A 19,165-nucleotide genomic window follows, 5' to 3' on the forward strand; every position below is an offset into this window, starting at 1 on the left:
TACATAAATTTGTACACAAAACCATTAAAAACTTGAAAAAGTGCAGTTTGCTACATTTTTTTAAAGAAGCTATAATCAAATTAATTAAAAGGAAGGAAGTGGTAAGTGTGAGGAATGATTTGGAGATGGTTTTTAAATATATAAAAAGCTACAAATCAAGGTCATTGGCTATAGTACTTAGTGTAGTACTTGCTAGTGCATTAATAGTAGGAGTTGGAACATTATCAAGAAGTGCACAACAAGCAGACTTGGATAGATTAAAAAGAGAAAGTGGAAAGTATCATGTATATTTTAAAGATATAAATAAAGAACAGCTTAAAACTGTTAAAAATGGAAAAGACATAAAAGATATAGGAATAACATCTTATTATGCATCAAGTGATGTTGGTGAAAAACTACCTATAAATATACTTTATTCAGATAAAAATTATTTAAATAGCGATACTGAACTTTTAAAAGGAAGATTTCCAAAGGGGAATAATGAAGTAGTAGTAGAAGAGTGGATTTTAAATAGTATGGGCCTTGAGGCTAAACTAAATCAAGAAATAACTTTTAAATTATATAAAAAAGAAAAGCCTGAAACATTTAAGGTAGTTGGAATACTTAAAGATAGATATAAAGATAAAAGTGTTGGAAGGTGTGAAATGTTTTTAGGTTTAGATGAAAATAAACTTAATAACTTTACAGCTCATGTAGAATTTAATGAAAATAGTGATATAAGTAAAAACATATCAAATATAATAAAAGAAGCTAAAATAGATAAAGAAAAACAAGCTGGGATAAACTCTATGCTTGTAGATTCTGCAAGAAATAATGGAAGACTAGATTCAGAAAGCAAAAATACATCAATAGTGCTTAGCTTATTTGCAGGACTTGTAATATACAGTATATATACTACATCAATATATCAAAGAATAAGAGAGTATGGAGTATTAAGAGCAATAGGAGCTACTAATTTAAAAGTATTTTTACTTATGCTATATGAACTTTTAACATTAAGCATAGTATCAATTCCTATAGGCATAATACTTGGAATGGGTGGAGCACAGTTATTTAATAAGTTTGCAGGGAATATAGAGTTTGAAGGACCAGTAAAAGAAACTCCATTTGTTATACCTACGCAAGTTATTTTACTATCTATAATATGTATAATTTTAGTAATGTTTGTTATAAGTATATTAACTTATATAAAGATAAGAAAAATATCACCAATTGAAGCTATAAGAAGAAACTTTAATAAAGATAAAATAAAGAGAAGTAATTTTATAATATCAAGGTTAAGCAAGAATATATCACCTACTAAAAATATATCTTTAAAAAATATATTTAGAAATAAAAAAGCATTTATAATGATTATGTTTTCTATGAGTATAGGTGGGATAATGATTATAAAAACTGATTATAGCTTAACGGGAAGCAAGGAAAGAAATGAAAATAATTACAAAAAATTATATTGGCAAGGAGATTTTATGCTAAGTGTCAATGGAAGTATTGATGAAGAAAATGGTTTAAAAGATGAAGATATAAAAGACATAAAAAATATAAATGGTATTGATAAAGTTCAAACCGCTAAAATATTAAATAGTAGAATGCCAGTTAAAAAAGATGATATTTTAAATATGAAATTTTATGAAAGTCAAGCTAAGGGAGGATATGTAGGAAAGGTATTAGATGGACTTTTAATAGAAGATAAAGAAAATAATGGATATCTATTAAAACAAAAATTAAAAGGCTATAATGATGAAATGCTAGATGAATTAAATAATCACATAGTAAGTGGTGAGATAAATAAAGAAAAAATGAAAAAAGAAAATTTAGCAGTAGTATATATTCCACATGCTTATGAACCTTATAAAGATTACAAGGATTATTATGATGTAGGAGATAGTACTTATGGAAAACCAATAGTTGATATAAAAGTAGGAGATACTGTAAAAGTAAAATATCCAAAAGGTAAAATAGATACACAAAAATATTGGCAAGGTAAAGACAACTATGATTATGATGAATATGAATTTAAAGTAGGAGCAATAGTTGATTATCCTTATGCAGATGATAGTATGTATAGTTCAGAAAATGGAGTAGACGTTATAATTAGTGATAATCAATTTAAAAATATAACTAATTTAGATAATTATGATTTAGTATATGCAACAATAAAAGATGGAGCAGACCATGAATCTATAAATAAACAATTAGGTAAAATAGGTAGTAAAGTGCCAGGAACTACTACTATAGATATGATTAAAGATAAAGAAGATAATGCTAAGATGAATGAAAAATTCTTAATATATAACTATGGTATAGTAGCTGTTATATTTGTAATAAGTATGTTTAATATAATAAACAACGTAAGTTATAACCTAACATCAAGAACTAGCGAATTTGGAATGTTAAGAGCAGTTGGAATAAGTGATAAAGACTTTAAAAACATGATAGTATACGAAGGACTACTTTATGGTTTATTCTCAAGTGCTATAGTAATAGTGTTAGGTATACTACTTCAAATCAGAATGTATAAAAGACTTGGATTTGAAATTATAGGCATAGAGTTTGCTATTGACTATAAACTTTATCTACTTATAATAGCAGTTAATATAGTAATAGGATTACTTGCTACATATTTACCAGCAAGAAAAATAAAAGAAACTAATATAGTAGATGCTATAAATATTATAGAATAGAGGGATTTATTATGGTTATACTTGAAACTATTAATTTAGGTAAAATATATGGAAAAAAAGAAACAACTGTACATGCATTAAATGATGCTAATTTAAAGATAAACAAAGGGGAATTTGTTGCAATAGTAGGACCTAGTGGAAGCGGAAAAAGTACATTCCTACATTTAGTAGGAGGATTGGAAAGACCAAGTAGTGGAACTATAAAAGTAGATGGGAAAGATATATGTTGCTTAAGTGATAAGGAACTAGCAAAATATAGAAGACAAAAAGTTGGATTTGTATTTCAACAATACAATTTAATACCTGTACTTAACGTAGCTGAAAATATAGAATTGCCAGTAAAATTAGATAATAGAAAAGTTGATAAGAAATATATAAATGACTTAATGGATTTACTAGGAATTAGTGATAGAAAAACACATCTTCCTAATCAGTTATCAGGTGGACAACAACAGAGAGTAGCAATAGCTCGTGCACTATCATCAAAACCTAGTATAATACTTGCAGATGAACCAACAGGAAACTTAGATACTAAAACTACTGAGGAGGTTATGGAACTTCTTAAGACATCTATAAAAAAATATAATCAAACTCTTATAATGATAACTCATAATGAAAATATAGCTAAAAAAGCAGATAGAATAATATCTATAGTAGATGGGAATCTAAGTTTATCTGATAAAGAGTGTATATAATAAAAAATAACATAGGTCTAATATTAGACCTATGTTATTTTTTTATTTAAAAACATTATCATATTACAATTTTGTAAGCTTAATGTAATCTAAATCGATGGTACATATTAGTAAAAAATAATAAGATATTATCAGAAATCAATACAGGAGGACATAAATGAAATTATTTAGTAATTTTACATTAAAAATCATGGCTATTATATTTATGGCAATGGATCATATTTATACTTATATGAATGGACCATTAAATAATCAAGTGCCTATATGGTTTGGATATTTAGGAAAGTTAGCAGCACCTATATTTTTCTATTTAATAGTTGAAGGACTTTATCATACAAGAAGTAAAAGTAAATATATACAAAGGCTTTTCTCAATGGCATTATTAATGATAGGTGTAGATGTAGTATTTAAGATACACAACAATATATTCTTATCATTAGGATTTGCAGTTTGTATGTTAAGTATGATAGAATATGCAAAATCAAGTACAGATAAATTTAGTATTCTAAATTGGAAAATTTTATTAGCTATTTTATTTGGAATAGCAGGATTTTTTACAGAAGCATCTTTATATGGAGTGGGTATGGTATTAATATTTTACTTCTTAAGAGAAAAAAAGGTTTATATGGCCTTAGCTTACATTGTGTTTAGTTTACTTGGATTAGTAACTATGATTGGACCTGATTTTAAGGAAGCAATATTTTTATGGGATTACCAATGGATGATGGTATTTGCAATAATTCCAATACTTATGTACAATGGAAAATTAGGAATATCTAATAAGTTTATAAAGTGGATGTTTTATTGGTTCTATCCGATTCATTTGATAGTAATAGTATCACTAGCAAAGATGATAAGTATGTAATCAGTAAATAATATACAAATAGGGCTCATTTATATGTAAATATAAGTGAGCCTTTTTATATTAAGTTATTATTTAAATTATAAAGCATATTGGTATATAGATAAAAATGTAAACACATCAAATTCAAAATTAAAGCTCTTTTTTAGTTTTATTCTAATACTAAAAGGAATTTAATATTATATATCGTATAATATTAGTATCAATATATACTATATGGCATATAATATATAAAAACATATAATACATTTGGAGGAAAATCATGTCTTTTCAATTAGGTTCTGCTATACTAGACGCATGTGTTTTGGGTCTATTAAGTAGAGAAGATACTTATGGATATGTACTAACACAACAAGTCAGAGAAATTGTAGACATTTCAGAATCAACCTTATACCCAGTATTAAGAAGGCTACAGAAAAATGAGTACTTAGAAACTTATGATAAAGCATATCAAGGTAGAAATAGACGATATTATAAAATAACCGAATTAGGAATAAAAAAGTATAAAGAATACTTAGTAGAATGGAATGAATATAAAGAAAATGTAGATAAAATTTTATTAGGAGGAAATAAAAGTGAATAAAGATGAGTTTTTGAAAATACTTAGAAAAAAGCTTAAAAGCCTACCTCAAAAAGAGATAGATGATGCTTTAATGTATTATGAAGAATACTTTGACGAAGCGGGCATAGATAGTGATCATGATGTACTTTGTGAATTGTCACATCCATCAGATATTGCATCACAAATATTATCAGAATATGCAGTTAAGGAGATAAATTCAAAAACTAAATCTATAAAAACAGGTATATCATCTCTTTGGTTTATATTACTTGCAATAATAGTATCACCAATAGCTTTTCCAATAGCTTTTCCAATACTTATAACAATTGTAGTTGGTATATTTGTAAGTCTAGTATTAGGATTTGTTTTCTTTATAGTTACAGGTTCTTTGGTATTTTCAGGTGTAGTAGTACTTTTAAGTGGATTTAAGTATTTGTTTGTAGATATTGCTACTAGCTTAATTTCTATAGGAACTGGAAGTTTATTAATAGGGATTAGTATTTTAGGTATTATAGTTTCAATATCTTTATTTATCAAAATATCTAAGCTTATAGTTAGTGGGTGTAGTTTGTTATTAGATAAAATAAAAAATAGATAGAAGGAGAGTTTATATGAAATTAAAAACTTTAGCTAAAGTATCAATAGTTTTTATAGTAATAGGGTTTATACTTACAGGGATAGGATATGCTATAAATAGAGAATTTAATGTTAGAGGATTCAATATTAATATTTCAGCACCTAGTAATAAAAATCAAAACAATAATAAACATATAAATTTGATAACAAAAGCTAAAGAATTAGAAGCGTTTAAAAATATTGATATAGACACAAATGTAAGTGATATAAAGATAATACCATCAGATAAATATAAGATTGAACTAAAATATAAAGAAGATGAAGTACTAGAATATGAACTTAAAGATAGTACTTTATTTGTAAAACAAGACTATGAGTATAAATTAGATAAAAATAAAAATGAAGATAGTATAAATGAAATAAAAATATATATACCTAAAAATGCTAATATGGATAATATAATCATAAATTCGATGGTTTCAGATATTAATTTAAAGTCTTTTGAAATAAAGGATTTTAGACTTTACAATAAGGTTGGAGATATAGATATCAACGATTTAAATATTGATAATTTTTATTTAGAAAGTGATGTAGGAAGTGTTAATATAAGCAATGCTAGTATAGGTAAAGGTGAAGTTTATTTAAATATAGGAGAAGCATATTTAAATAATATAAATAGTAAAACTTTTAAGGCACATAGTAAAGTTGGAGATGTTGATTTAAGTAAATCTAATATAGCTAATAAATTAGATATAAAAAGTGGTGTAGGAGATATAAATATAAATACTAAAGCTTTTGGTGATATAGATATAAAAGGAGGAACTTCTGATATAGAAGTATCAATAAATGATAAAGAAGAGATTTACAACTATAATTTAGATTGTAATGTTGGAGATATAGAAGTAGATGGTAAGGCTTATGAAAAAGATTTAAAGGTTAATAATAATACCAAGAATAATATAGATATAAATTGTACAACGGGAAGTGTAGAACTTAATTTTGATTAAATAAAAAAGGAGGTCTTATTTAAGACTCTCCATTTTTTATTTATTAACTTATAAAAATAAATTTTATTTATATATAGCTTTAATAGGATCTAATCTAGATGCTTTAAAAGCTGGTACTATACCAAAAATAACTCCTGTTACAATAGTAGCAATAAAGGCATAGAATAAGCTATTTATATTAACTATAGCTTTAAATGGTAGATAATTAGATGCATAGTTTACAACTATAAATCCTATTATTATACCAAGGATACCACCTAATACTGTTATAAATACAGATTCTGTTAAAAACTGTAACATTATATCACGAGGTTTCGCCCCTATAGCACGTCTTATACCTATTTCTCTTTGACGTTCCATTACTGATATATACATAATATTCATAACTCCAACACCACCAACAAACATAGAAATAGCAGTTATTACAGTTATAAACATATTTATATTATTTACCATAGATTCAAGTGCTTTAGTTTGTTCACTAGGATCATGAACTTGATAAGTTCCCTCTATATCAGGATGAAGTTCCTGAAGTTTTTGTGTTACTCTAGAAGCTGTTTCAAATAAATCATATCCATTAGATACAATTAAATCTAATTGGTATATATCAGTCGGATACATATTTTGATTAATTAGTGCATCTAAAGCTTTTTTTGGCATATATGAAGTTAGATAATCCATATCTCCATAATACATAGATTCAAAAGAATTAGATTCTTCCTTTTCTTTTTTTACAACTGAACTTTCGTCTATAACCCCTATTACTTCATATATAGTTCCATTTATACTTATACCTTTACCTAAGGCATCTTGTGGAGTTCCAAATAGATCAGTTGCATTTTGTAGAGTTATTATAATAACTTTTCTATTTTCGTCTTCATAAGAAAAACTTCTTCCATATAGAGGGTTTAAAGTCGTATCGTCTTTTAATGGTGAAATATCAACATATGTAACTTTTTTATCAAAGTAAGCTTCTGAATAAAACATAGAATTCATAGCAAAATCATCTTTAGCAGGTCCAATTCTTTCAACACCTTCTAAAAATGATAACTCTTCTAAATCTTTAAGTTTAAATGGAGATAAAAAGCTTGTCATACCAGCCATATTAGAGTTAGTAGGTTCAAAGTATATTTGAGTTTTGTTAGGATTAACTTTGCTAACTGATTTTAGAACTTCTTTTTTAACACCATTACCAATAGAACTTACAAGTATTACAGATGTAATACCTATTATTATCCAAACTAGAGTTATAAAGACTCTAAGTTTATGTCCTTTTAAATTAGTTAATGCATTTTTCATCATATTCATAGGTTATACCTCCGATGATAATACACCATCTTTAAGTCTTATGACTTTAGTGGCATATTTTATTAAATCACTATCATGAGTAACCATTATTATAGTTTTACCTTCTTCATTTAGTTTTTTTAAAACATTCATTATATCATTACTAGTTTCACTATCAAGTGCTCCTGTTGGTTCATCTGCAAATATTAATGATGGGTTGTTAACAAGTGCACGAGCAATAGCTACTCTTTGTTGTTGACCACCAGATAATTGAAGAGGCCTAGATTTTGATTTATCACCAAGACCGACTGACTCTAATTTTTCTAGTATTATCTCTTGTCTTTGAGCCTTATTTAAATGATTGCTATAAAGTAGTGGAAGTTCTACATTTTGATAAATATCTAAACTTTCTATTAGATTAAACTGTTGGAATATAAATCCAATATTTTTATTTCTAAAGTCAGATTTTTGATTTTCACTAAGATTAGTAACATCTTTATCAAAGAAGAAATACTTACCTTCATCAAATTTATCTAAAAGACCTAAGGAATTAAGTAAGGTAGTTTTACCACTACCTGACTTACCCATTATCATTACAAATTCTCCTTCTTCTATTTCAAGATTTAGAGATTTTAGAACATGAAGTTTATCTTTTCCAACCTTATAATATTTTTCTATATTTTCTAGTCTAATTACATTACTCAAATTAATTCTCAGCTCCTTCAGTAGTAGTCTCAACAGAAGCATCTATATTTGAAGGTGTTTCAGTATTAGTAGCGCCTGCATTACCTGGGTTTACTGGATCGCCTTCTTGCATTTCAGGCGATATATATCTAATAACTATATCGTTTGGTTCAAGACCAGAACTGATTACACTAAATTCTTCATTTTTATCATGTATTTCTACTACTTGTTTTTTAAGTATTCCATCTAAATCTTTAAACACATAAGCTGTACCGTCTTCTTTATTTTCTAATATTGCAGTTGTTGGCACTTTAACTAATGAATTATTAACTTTTATAGAACCTTGAACATGGAATCCATTAACTAAACCTTCTTGATTTTCAAAAGATACATTAACATCATAGTAAGACATATTTCCTTGATTGCCCATATTCATTTCATTAGTATTAGTAGTTGGTCTATCTGATATAAAGCTAATTCTACCACTTAAATTTTTGTTATTTGAAAATACTAATACATCTACAGGATCATCCATTTGAAGCTTAACTAAGTCTTGTTCACTAACTTGACCTTGCATATAAAATGTTGAACTTATAAGTGTCATAAATGATGAATTTTGACCCTGCATATTATTATTTTCAGATTCATTGTTATTTAGATAAACTTTACCAGCAAAAGGTGCATAAGTATTTACATAGGCCTTTTTATTTAGTGCTGATATTTGTGCATTTATTTTGTTTATTTCTGTTTTTATGGTAGGGTCATTTTCTGTATTTGCTTTTTTAAGTTCATTAATTTGAGCCTTAAGACCATCTATCTCATCTAATATAGTTTGATTTTTAGTTGTAAATAATAAATCCCCTTGTTTTACAATCTTACCATTTGTAACATTTAATTTGCTTATTTCACCCTCATTAGAAGGATTAAAGTCTTTTGTTTGAGTAGGTACTATAACCCCATTTATAAATATTTTTTCACTATCTGCAATAGTGTAAGTTTCTATTTGAGTATTTAACTCATTTACTTCATTATTTATTTTATTATTCCTGTAAATAAAATAACCGCTTCCAAGTGCCACTATTATTACTGCACTTACCCCAATCATAACTTTTTTGTTCTTAAATTTCTCTAAAAAAGACATATTTTCCTCCTCATGTAAAAAAATCCATTCATTAGTAAATTATAATTGAAAATGGCTATATAAGTCAAAGTAAAATGGAAAATATACAAATTTGTAATTAAATGGTAAAGGATTTCTTGAGAAAAAAATAAAAAACTTTTTAAATGTATGATAATAATCAAAAAAATTGGGTATATAAATTTATATTAGATATGTCGAAAAATGGCAAATCTAATATATAAAAACCATAGTTTAAAGTTTAAAGCACTATATGACAACCTTATAAAGATTATAGGGTTGTCATATAAGATGATTAAATTTTTTTAGACAATAAAATAAAGTAGCAGAGGGGAAAAATCATGAAACATTTATTTACAGAAAAAGTTGTACCAGTAGAATTAGACAATCCAGCCATACAAATTGACTATGATAAGTGCATAAAGTGCGGATTATGTAAACGTACTTGTGATAATGATATAGCTGTTGCTGGGAGATTTAACCTAGAGGAAACAGGTGATGTAGCTATATGTATACACTGTGGACAATGTGCAGTAGCATGTCCAGTAGGAGCTATAACTCAAGTAGAAGACTATCAAAAAGTTAAAGAGGCGATAAATGACCCTGAAAAAATAGTAATATTTAATACAGCTCCAGCAGTTAGAGTTGCACTTGGAGAAGAGTTTGGATATGAAGTAGGTTCATATGTTGAAGATAAAATGGTAGCTGCACTTAGAAAATTAGGTGGAGAGTATGTATTTGATGTAACTTTTGGTGCAGATATGACAATAATGGAAGAAGCAAATGAGTTAGTTGATAGAATCATCAATAAAAGCGAGAACTTACCTCAATTTACAAGTTGTTGTCCATCTTGGGTTAAGTATGTAGAAACTTTCTACCCAGAGTTTATACCAAATCTATCTACGACTAAAAGCCCAATAGGTATACAAGGAGCTGCTATAAAAACATATTTTGCTAAAGAAGCAAATATAGATCCAGCTAAAATAGTAAACGTAACTATAACACCATGTACATCTAAAAAATACGAAATAGTTAGACCTGAAATGAATTCTTCTAGTAAATATAACAATATAGAAGGATTAAGAGATAATGATTACATAGTAACAACTAAAGAATTAGCTAAATGGATAAGAGAAGAAGAAATAGATTTTGAAGCTTTAGAAGGTTCTAACTTTGATGACCTAATGGGACAAGGTAGTGGAGCTGGTATTATATTTGGTAATAGTGGTGGAGTTATGGAAGCTGCTGTAAGAACAGCTTATCATGTATTAACAGGAGAAAGACCAACTAAAGAATTATTAGATTTTAAGCCAGTTAGAGGTCTTGAAGGAGTTAAAGAAGCTACACTTCAAATAGATGATAAAGTTATAAGAGTTGCTGCTGTTCAAACTACAAATAATGCAGAAGCTTTAATGGAAAAAATAAAGAGTGGAGAAGTCGATTATCAATTCGTAGAAGTAATGACATGTAAAGGTGGATGTATAGGTGGAGCTGGACAACCTAAACAGCCTAAAAAGAAAGTAACTAATGAAATAAGATTAAAGCGTATAGAAGGATTATATAATAAAGATGCGCATATAAATGTAAAATGTAGCTATGAAAACCCAGAAGTTATAAAAGCTTATGATGAATTCTTTGAAAAACCATTATCTCATGTATCTCATGAACTTTTACATACAGAATTTGATTCTAAATATTATATGTTAGGTCGTGGAGATGTTAAAGTTGATAATGCTAAAAGTGAAGAAAAAAGCATTGGATAAAAAGTTATTTATATGAATAATTTAGTACAAAGGAATATTTAATAAAATATGTCTCAAAATACATGAGTTTTATAGTTGATTCATAAAACTTATGCATTTTGAGACTCTGATAAATTGATTAAAAAATTTTTTGAAAATTAATTAAAATAATAAAATTTTAATTTGAATGTATTAAATGAAATTTTAATAGTGCTTAAAACTTATTTTAAGTAGTATTGAGATTTTATTTTAACTCAATTAAAGAGGTGATATTAATGAATGTTATAGATATAATAAATAAACTATATAGTGAAAATGACGCAAGCAAAGAAGAATTACTTTATCTACTTGATAATATAAATGAAGAAGAAAAAAATCTTCTCATAGAAAAAGCACATGAAACTAGAATGAGAACTTATTCAAATAAAGTTTATTTAAGAGGGCTTATAGAACTTACAAGCTTTTGTAAGAAGGATTGCTTGTATTGTGGGCTTAGAAGGAGTAATAAAAGTGCCGAGAGATATAGACTAAATATTGATGAAGTTTTAGAATGCGTTAGAAAGGGAGATAAGCTGGGATATAAAACTTTTGTACTTCAGGGTGGTGAAGATGCATATTATACTGATGATGTTATGGTAGAAATTATAACTGCTATAAAAAATGAATTTCCAAATAATGCTTTAACTTTATCTTTAGGTGAAAGAAGTTATGAATCTTATGAAAAAATGTTTAAAGCAGGTGCGGATAGATATTTATTAAGACATGAAAGTGCATCTAAGGAGCTATATGAATCTATTCATCCAGGAGAACCATATGAAGTCAGATTTAATTGCTTAAAAAATCTAAAGGAAATAGGATATCAAGCAGGAGCAGGATTTATGGTAGGAATACCAAACCAAACCAATGAAGATTTAGCCAATGATTTAAGATTTGTAAAGGAGTTTGAACCTGCAATGTGTGGAATAGGACCTTTTATTCCTCATAAAGATACCCCACTTAAGGACTATCCTCATGGGAGCTTAGAAAAAACTGTAATATGTTTAGCTATAGTTAGATTATTACTTCCAAAAGTATTACTTCCTGCAACAACTGCTTTATCAAGTATTGATAAAAATGGAAGAAATGCTGGTCTTAAAGCCGGTGGAAATGTTATAATGCCAAACTTATCACCTATGAGTGTTAGAAAAAAATATTCTCTATACAATAATAAAGCATACATATTAGATGAAGATGCAGAATATAGAAGATTAACTGAAGAAAAGGTAAAAGAAGCTGGATTTGAAGTTGAAATAACTAGAGGAGATAATCCTGATTTTAGAGACTAATATGAAAATATTATAAGTTTTAAAAGCACAAATTAATAAACTTTACTTAAATTTAACTAAAGGAGATGTTTTAAATGTTTATAGATCATGAATATATATACAAAATATTAGAGGAAACTGAAAATCCTTCAAATGAAGAAATAAAAGAAGTATTAAATAAAGCTAAAAAAAGAGAAGGCTTATCTTATAAAGATATAGCAATACTTCTTCAAGCTGAAGATGAGAAAGATTTAGAAGAGATATATTCATTAGCAGGACAAATTAAAAAAGACATCTATGGAAAAAGAATAGTAGTATTTGCACCGCTTTATGTAAGTGATTACTGTGTAAACAACTGTGTGTACTGTGGTTACCAAAGAGATAATAAGTTTAATAGAAGAAGACTTACAATGGATGAGGTAGCAGAAGAAGTAAGAATACTTGAACAAATGGGACACAAAAGGCTAGCATTAGAACTTGGAGAGGATCCTGTTAATGCACCTATAGATTATGTATTAGAATGTTTAGATACAATATATAAAACTCAAAATGCAAATGGAGAAATAAGAAGAGTTAATGTAAATATAGCAGCGACTACTGTAGAAAATTATAAAGCTCTTCACGATAAAGGGATAGGAACGTATATATTATTCCAAGAAACTTATCATAAGCCAACATATGATTTAATGCATCCAAAATCTATAAAAGGAGATTACAATTATCATTTAACAGCTTTTGATAGAGCTATGGAGGCAGGAATAGATGATGTAGGAGCTGGAGTATTATTTGGACTAGCAGACCCTAGATTTGAAGTTTTAGGACTTATGATGCATAATGCTCACTTAGAAGAAAAATATGGTGTAGGATTCCATACTATATCAGTACCAAGACTTCAAGAAGCTAAGGGAGTTACATTAGAGAACTACCCACATTTACTTAGTGATAAAATGTTCAAAAAGATAGTAGCAATACTTAGAATTGCAGTACCATTTACAGGACTTATACTTTCAACTAGAGAAACTCCAGCTATGAGAAAAGAGCTATTAAAATATGGAGTAAGTCAAATATCTGCAGGTTCTTCAACTGGTGTTGGTGGATATAAGGAAAGAGAAGAAGGAAAAGAAACTAAGCAGTTTAAGACAAATGATGAAAGAAGTCCAATAGAAATATTAAAAGAATTATTAAATGATGGATATATACCAAGTTACTGTACAGCATGTTATAGAAAAGGAAGAACAGGGGATAGATTTATGCAACTTGCCAAGTCTGGTAATATAAAATACGTATGTGAACCTAATGCACTTATGACTCTTCATGAGTTTACCCTAGACTATGGAGATAAAGAGCTATATGATAAAGCACAAGAAATAATAAATACTGAAGTCGAAAGTATAGAAAGAGAAGATATTAAATCTTATACAAAGGAAAGTTTAGAAAAAATGAAGTCTGGAGAAAGAGATTTCTATCTTTAGGAGGTAATTATGAACAATACTCCAAATGCAAATAGAAAACATATTGGGATATATGGTAATACTAATAGTGGTAAATCCTCTTTAATGAATAAAATATTAGGCCAAGAAATATCACTAGTATCTAATGTAGAAGGAACAACAACAGACCCTGTTCAAAAGGCTATGGAGTTAATTCCTTTTGGTCCAGTATTATTAATAGATACAGCAGGTCTTGAAGATAAAAGTGAATTAGGCAAAATGAGGATTAAAAAAAGCTATGATTATTTAAAAAGATTAGACTTTGCTATGTATGTAGTCGATGGTAAAAATCCCGATATAAGTACATATAAGACTTGGAAGAGGGAAGCTAATAAATATAATATACCTCATATAGTAGTTGTAAATAAATTAGATAAGCTAAAAGATAATGAGATAGATAATATAAATAAAGAATTCAAAAATCCAATATATGTATCAGCTAAAGAAAATACTAATATAGATTCTTTAAAAGAAACTATTATAAAAAAATTAGAAACTGAAGAAGAAGATAGGCCAATAGTAGGAGACTTAATAGATTATGGCTCTAAAGTTGTATTAGTAGTACCAATAGATTCAGAAGCTCCTAAAGGTAGGATAATACTTCCACAAGTCCAAGTTATAAGAGATTGCCTAGATCATGGTATAAAGACTTATGTAGTAAGAGACACTGAACTTGTTGATGCAATAAAAGATTTAAAAGATATTGATTTAGTTATAACTGATTCGCAAGCATTTAAAGAAGCAGATGCTATGATACCAAAGGATATAAAACTTACAAGTTTTTCAATACTATTTGCTAGACAAAAAGGAGAGCTTAAAGATTTTATAAATGGAGCTAGAAAACTTAAAGACTTAAAACCAGGTCAAAAGGTGTTAATGTGTGAAAGTTGTACTCATAATATAAGTCATGAGGATATTGGTAGAGTTAAAATACCTAAAATTCTAGAAAAAATAGCAGGAGGTAAGCTAGATTTTAATTTTAAGGTAGGCTATGACTTTACTAATGATTTAGAAAATTATGATTTCGTAATACATTGTGGGGCTTGTATGGTTAATAGAAAAAGTGTAATAAACAAAATAAATCTATGTAAAGAAAAAAATATACCCATAACTAACTATGGCTTAGTTATAGCTTATTTTACAGGCATACTAGATAGAAGTATTGAGATATTTAAATAAAGGAAGGAGGAACGATTTGTTCCTCCTTCTTTTATAAATTATACAAAGTATTAATCATTTTTTATAAATACTAATGAATTAAAAAATTATTTTAATTTAACAGACACATCTACTTTATCATCAATATAATCTTTAATAAATTTATAAGGAACTATTTTATTAAATTGAGGGTAGGAGGAGATGAATCTAACATATATAGGAGCTTCATACAAGCTAGGGTTAGCTTCTAGAAGACTTTTATCTCCATTAGCTACAGCGCTTATAGACATAGGAAGAAGCTCTAAAAACTTTTCATATCGATATTTAGCCACATCATAAGGATAATCACCAACAAATACTGCAAAAGTTATTTGATACCTATCACCATATATAAAATACCATTGACTATATATTAAGTTTGTACTAGTAGTATATAAATCTAGATTATAAAAGTATGGTGAAATAGATAAATTAACTTCTCTTGGATTATCTAGGTGAAGTATATTATACCTTCTAAATCTAATAGGTGATGTAGATGTATATGGTGGTTCTATAACTACATTAACCTTAGACAAATTTAAATTTCTCAATATTATCACATCCTAATTTAGTTGTACTATATTATATTTTTTAAGACAACTTTTGTGATAGATATAACTAATCATGATTTATATTAATAAAAAATCTTATAAATTTTTATAAAATGTAACATACGTTACAGAAAAAATAACCAATAAAGAGTATCCTAAAGATAAGAAAACACAAAAGTGATGGAGGAATAATTATGGAAAATAAAATGTTCTGTTTCCAATGTCAAGAAACAGCAGGATGTACAGGATGTACAAAATTTGGGGTATGTGGAAAATCACCAGATCTAGCAAGAATGCAAGATTTATTAATATATGTAACTAAAGGATTATCAGAGGTTACAACTAGACTTAGAAATGAAGGAAAAAAAGTAGCAGATGAAGTTAATAATTTCGTAACTATAAACTTATTTACAACAATAACTAATGCTAACTTTGATGATTCAGTATTCTATGAAAGAGTTGCAAAAACTTTATCAACTAAAGAAGAATTATTAGCTACATTAGAAAATAAAGAAAACTTATCAGAAGCAGCTTTATGGAATGCATCAACTAAAGAAGAAATGGATGAAAAATCAAGCAAAGTAGGAGTATTAGCTACTGAAAATGAAGATATAAGAAGTTTAAGAGAACTTATAATATATGGATTAAAAGGAATGTCTGCATATATGAAACATGCTAATGCACTAGGTTATGATAGTGAAGAAGTAAATGCATTTATGCAAAGTACATTAGCTAAAACTTTAGATAACACTTTAACAGCAGATGATTTAGTTGCATTAACACTAGAAACAGGTAAGGTTGGAGTAGATGCAATGGCTTTACTTGATAGTGCAAATACTGGAACTTATGGACATCCAGAAATAACTAAAGTTAATATAGGTGTTAGAAATAATCCAGGTATATTAATATCAGGACATGATTTAAAAGACTTAGAATTATTACTTAAGCAAACAGAAGGAACAGGGGTAGACGTATATACTCACTCAGAAATGTTACCAGCTCATTATTACCCAGCATTTAAAAAATATTCACACTTTGTAGGTAACTATGGAAATGCTTGGTGGAAGCAAAAAGAAGAATTTGAAAGCTTCAATGGTCCAATATTAATGACTACTAACTGTATAGTTCCTCCAAAGGATAGTTACAAAGATAGAGTATACACTACTGGAGCAGCAGGATTTGCTGGATGTACTCATATAAAAGGAAATTCAGAAGATGATAAAGACTTCTCACAAATAATAGAACATGCTAAAAAATGTCAAGCACCAGTTGAAATAGAAACTGGAGAAATAGTAGGTGGATTTGCTCACAATCAAGTATTTGCACTTGCAGATAGTATAGTAGATGCTATAAAAACTGGAGCTATAAAAAGATTCTTTGTAATGGGTGGATGTGACGGAAGAGCTAAGTCAAGAAACTACTACACAGAATTTGCAAAAGCTATACCACAAGATACAGTTATATTAACAGCAGGATGTGCTAAATATAAATACAATAAGTTACCATTAGGTGATATAAATGGAATACCAAGAGTATTAGATGCAGGACAATGTAACGATTCTTACTCATTAGCACTTATTGCATTAAAGCTTAAAGAAGTATTTGAATTAGAAGATATAAATGATTTACCAATATCATTTAATATAGCTTGGTATGAACAAAAAGCTGTAATAGTATTATTATCATTATTATACTTAGGAGTTAAAAATATACACTTAGGACCAACATTACCAGCATTCTTATCACCAAATGTAGCTAAAGTTTTAGTTGAAAACTTTGGTATAGGTGGAATAACTAATGTTGAAGATGATTTAAAAATGTTCTTAGGAGAAAAATAAGATATAAAAGTAATCTTAATTATATAAATAGTAATTTATATAATTAAGATTACTTAATATAAAAAGTTTCCTATAAAAAGGAGAGATATAAAATGAAACTAATTGCTACAAACTTAAACAATATAGAAACAAATAGAGAAATATTAGTTCAAAATGAAAAATTTAAAAATATACTTTTTAAATTTGAGGAAGGCAAAGGTTTACCAAATCATACTCATAATGGATATGCCACTGTTCAAGTTATAAGTGGAAGTGTTGATATTGAATTTAAGACAGGAGAGAAATTCGTTTTAAATCCAGGAGACTTTTTACCATTTGATGCAAGGGTAGAGCATAATGTAATAGCAAGAGAGCTTAGTTCAATTCTTGTTACAATAATATTTTAAAAGTTAGAAGATATAATAGGAGATGTAAAATGAAAGCATTTGTAGATAGAGATACATGTATAGGATGTGAAGGTTGTGTAGGTATATGTCCAGATGTATTTAGTATGGATGATGAAGGAAAATCTGTACCAGTAACAACTGATATTCCTGAAAATGAAATAGATTCAGCTAATGATGCAATGGAAAATTGCCCTGTAGGTGCAATAACTATTGAATAAATATTTGATAAATATTAAAAAAACTTATATTCAATGTACTATACATATATAGCAATAATAAAAAGATCCAATAGATAATCTATTGGATCTTTTTATTTTGTATTATATTATATAAAAAAGATATAGGATAAGTATATAATAAACTTAATATCCTATATCTATAATAGTATATTTAATTTTAAATCCTTTTTTAGTTATGTAAATTTTATTACCTACAAATAAAGCTATAATTATAAATAAAAAAATATACACAATACCTAAAGTTTACTTAATTGTTCCTGAAATTTTGAAGAAACTCCATTTTCATTTTTGCAATTAAAGTCGCTTAATGTTGAAATCCATAAATCAATTACTGGCTCAATTTTACTATTTACAATAGATGAAGGATCTATATCATTGAAACTTAAAATATTAGTTAATAGATATTTTTTTAGTTCATCTCTTTTTAAATAATCATATACATTATTACATTTATCACAATAATTAGAATATGTATTATAAATTTGACCTAAGTAACATTCTTTATCAGTAAGGTTATTTGAGTCCTTTATTGTTTTTAGAGCATTTAAAAGATTTTCTACCTTATTATGAAGGGGAAAATCTAATTCAAGCTCTTCAACCTCATTGAAAAAATTATAAGAGAATGTTATTTCTGTTAAATCTTTTAATAGATTGTCGTTAAAATCCACTTCATTTTCTTTAGCCTTTTGAATAAGCTCTTTTAATCTAATAGAAGTATACTCGATAGTAAAATTGCATAATTGTTTTTCTAATGTTTTATTTTTATCTTGCATTTTTATTACTCCTTTTAATATTTAGTATATTTAATATGATACTCCTAAAAAATAGAAAAAACAGTAACTTATGTTACGGATTGAGTGGTATATAATGCAATATAATAAATATATAAATTCATAGTATTAATTTTAAAATTAATGAACAGA

Annotated in this window: 18 protein-coding genes; 13 read left to right on the top strand and 5 right to left on the bottom strand. The window is 27.3% G+C overall.

What is annotated here, in order from left to right:
- Window positions 1-107 precede the first annotated feature (107 nt).
- The 6 genes from I4U89_RS03455 (at window position 108) to I4U89_RS03480 (ending at window position 6,386) form a co-directional block, all read left to right on the top strand.
- A complete protein-coding gene (locus I4U89_RS03455; RefSeq protein WP_195938355.1) occupies window positions 108-2,684 on the top strand; it encodes an ABC transporter permease in 2,577 nt (858 codons plus the stop codon).
- Window positions 2,685-2,695: 11 nt separating this feature from the next.
- Window positions 2,696-3,379, top strand: coding sequence for an ABC transporter ATP-binding protein (locus I4U89_RS03460; RefSeq protein ID WP_195938357.1), 684 nt, complete (start codon window positions 2,696-2,698; stop codon window positions 3,377-3,379).
- Window positions 3,380-3,536: 157 nt separating this feature from the next.
- Window positions 3,537-4,244, top strand: a complete 708-nt coding sequence (locus I4U89_RS03465) for a TraX family protein (protein ID WP_195938359.1) — start codon at window positions 3,537-3,539, stop codon at window positions 4,242-4,244.
- 259 nt (window positions 4,245-4,503) lie between these two features.
- Entirely contained in the window at window positions 4,504-4,824 is a 321-nt protein-coding gene (locus I4U89_RS03470; protein ID WP_195938361.1) for a PadR family transcriptional regulator, read from the top strand.
- Complete coding sequence (locus I4U89_RS03475; protein ID WP_195938363.1) at window positions 4,817-5,401, top strand: DUF1700 domain-containing protein; 585 nt, start codon at window positions 4,817-4,819, stop codon at window positions 5,399-5,401. The genes I4U89_RS03470 and I4U89_RS03475 overlap by 8 nt, the downstream gene beginning before the upstream one ends.
- Before the next feature lie 13 nt (window positions 5,402-5,414).
- The gene (locus I4U89_RS03480; protein ID WP_195938365.1) at window positions 5,415-6,386 is read left to right on the top strand and encodes a DUF4097 family beta strand repeat-containing protein; all 972 of its coding nucleotides are present in this window, start codon (window positions 5,415-5,417) and stop codon (window positions 6,384-6,386) included.
- Between the two features lie 63 nt (window positions 6,387-6,449).
- On the opposite strand, the gene I4U89_RS03485 is transcribed toward I4U89_RS03480, so the two are convergent.
- From I4U89_RS03485 to I4U89_RS03495, 3 genes are read right to left on the bottom strand one after another with little or no spacing between them, the layout of a single operon-like run.
- Complete coding sequence (locus I4U89_RS03485; protein ID WP_195938367.1) at window positions 6,450-7,694, bottom strand: ABC transporter permease; 1,245 nt, start codon at window positions 7,692-7,694, stop codon at window positions 6,450-6,452.
- 3 nt (window positions 7,695-7,697) lie between these two features.
- On the bottom strand, window positions 7,698-8,378 hold the full coding sequence (locus I4U89_RS03490; protein ID WP_330615520.1) for an ABC transporter ATP-binding protein: 681 nt from the start codon (window positions 8,376-8,378) through the stop codon (window positions 7,698-7,700).
- A 1-nt stretch (window position 8,379) separates the two neighbouring features.
- The gene (locus I4U89_RS03495) at window positions 8,380-9,498 is read right to left on the bottom strand and encodes an efflux RND transporter periplasmic adaptor subunit (protein ID WP_195938371.1); all 1,119 of its coding nucleotides are present in this window, start codon (window positions 9,496-9,498) and stop codon (window positions 8,380-8,382) included.
- 338 nt (window positions 9,499-9,836) lie between these two features.
- Between I4U89_RS03495 and I4U89_RS03500 the strand changes: the two genes are divergently transcribed.
- From I4U89_RS03500 to hydF, 4 genes are all read left to right on the top strand, one after another.
- On the top strand, window positions 9,837-11,258 hold the full coding sequence (locus I4U89_RS03500) for a [FeFe] hydrogenase, group A (protein ID WP_195938373.1): 1,422 nt from the start codon (window positions 9,837-9,839) through the stop codon (window positions 11,256-11,258).
- Window positions 11,259-11,512: 254 nt separating this feature from the next.
- Window positions 11,513-12,562, top strand: a complete 1,050-nt coding sequence (gene hydE, locus I4U89_RS03505; RefSeq protein WP_195938375.1) for a [FeFe] hydrogenase H-cluster radical SAM maturase HydE — start codon at window positions 11,513-11,515, stop codon at window positions 12,560-12,562.
- Between the two features lie 74 nt (window positions 12,563-12,636).
- A complete protein-coding gene (gene hydG / locus I4U89_RS03510) occupies window positions 12,637-14,013 on the top strand; it encodes a [FeFe] hydrogenase H-cluster radical SAM maturase HydG (RefSeq protein WP_195938377.1) in 1,377 nt (458 codons plus the stop codon).
- Window positions 14,014-14,022: 9 nt separating this feature from the next.
- On the top strand, window positions 14,023-15,210 hold the full coding sequence (hydF, locus tag I4U89_RS03515; RefSeq protein ID WP_195938379.1) for a [FeFe] hydrogenase H-cluster maturation GTPase HydF: 1,188 nt from the start codon (window positions 14,023-14,025) through the stop codon (window positions 15,208-15,210).
- 86 nt (window positions 15,211-15,296) lie between these two features.
- Here hydF and I4U89_RS03520 read toward each other — a convergent pair whose 3' ends face one another.
- On the bottom strand, window positions 15,297-15,779 hold the full coding sequence (locus I4U89_RS03520) for a staygreen family protein (RefSeq protein WP_195938381.1): 483 nt from the start codon (window positions 15,777-15,779) through the stop codon (window positions 15,297-15,299).
- Window positions 15,780-15,973: 194 nt separating this feature from the next.
- Here I4U89_RS03520 and hcp point away from each other — a divergent pair, with 194 nt between their 5' ends.
- The 3 genes from hcp to I4U89_RS03535 all read left to right on the top strand — a co-directional run bounded on the left by hcp (window position 15,974) and on the right by I4U89_RS03535 (window position 18,221).
- Window positions 15,974-17,617 carry a hydroxylamine reductase gene (hcp, locus tag I4U89_RS03525; protein ID WP_195938383.1) on the top strand — a complete coding sequence of 548 codons (1,644 nt, stop codon included), beginning with the start codon at window positions 15,974-15,976 and terminating at the stop codon, window positions 17,615-17,617.
- A 92-nt stretch (window positions 17,618-17,709) separates the two neighbouring features.
- Entirely contained in the window at window positions 17,710-18,003 is a 294-nt protein-coding gene (locus I4U89_RS03530; RefSeq protein ID WP_195938385.1) for a cupin domain-containing protein, read from the top strand.
- A gap of 29 nt (window positions 18,004-18,032) precedes the next feature.
- Window positions 18,033-18,221 carry a ferredoxin gene (locus tag I4U89_RS03535; protein ID WP_195938387.1) on the top strand — a complete coding sequence of 63 codons (189 nt, stop codon included), beginning with the start codon at window positions 18,033-18,035 and terminating at the stop codon, window positions 18,219-18,221.
- 257 nt (window positions 18,222-18,478) lie between these two features.
- On the opposite strand, the gene I4U89_RS03540 is transcribed toward I4U89_RS03535, so the two are convergent.
- Window positions 18,479-19,015, bottom strand: coding sequence for a hypothetical protein (locus I4U89_RS03540; RefSeq protein WP_195938389.1), 537 nt, complete (start codon window positions 19,013-19,015; stop codon window positions 18,479-18,481).
- Between the last annotated feature and the right edge of the window lie 150 nt (window positions 19,016-19,165).

Origin of the sequence: Romboutsia sp. 1001713B170131_170501_G6, from assembly GCF_015668195.1 — a bacterium.
Lineage (GTDB): Bacteria > Bacillota > Clostridia > Peptostreptococcales > Peptostreptococcaceae > Romboutsia_C.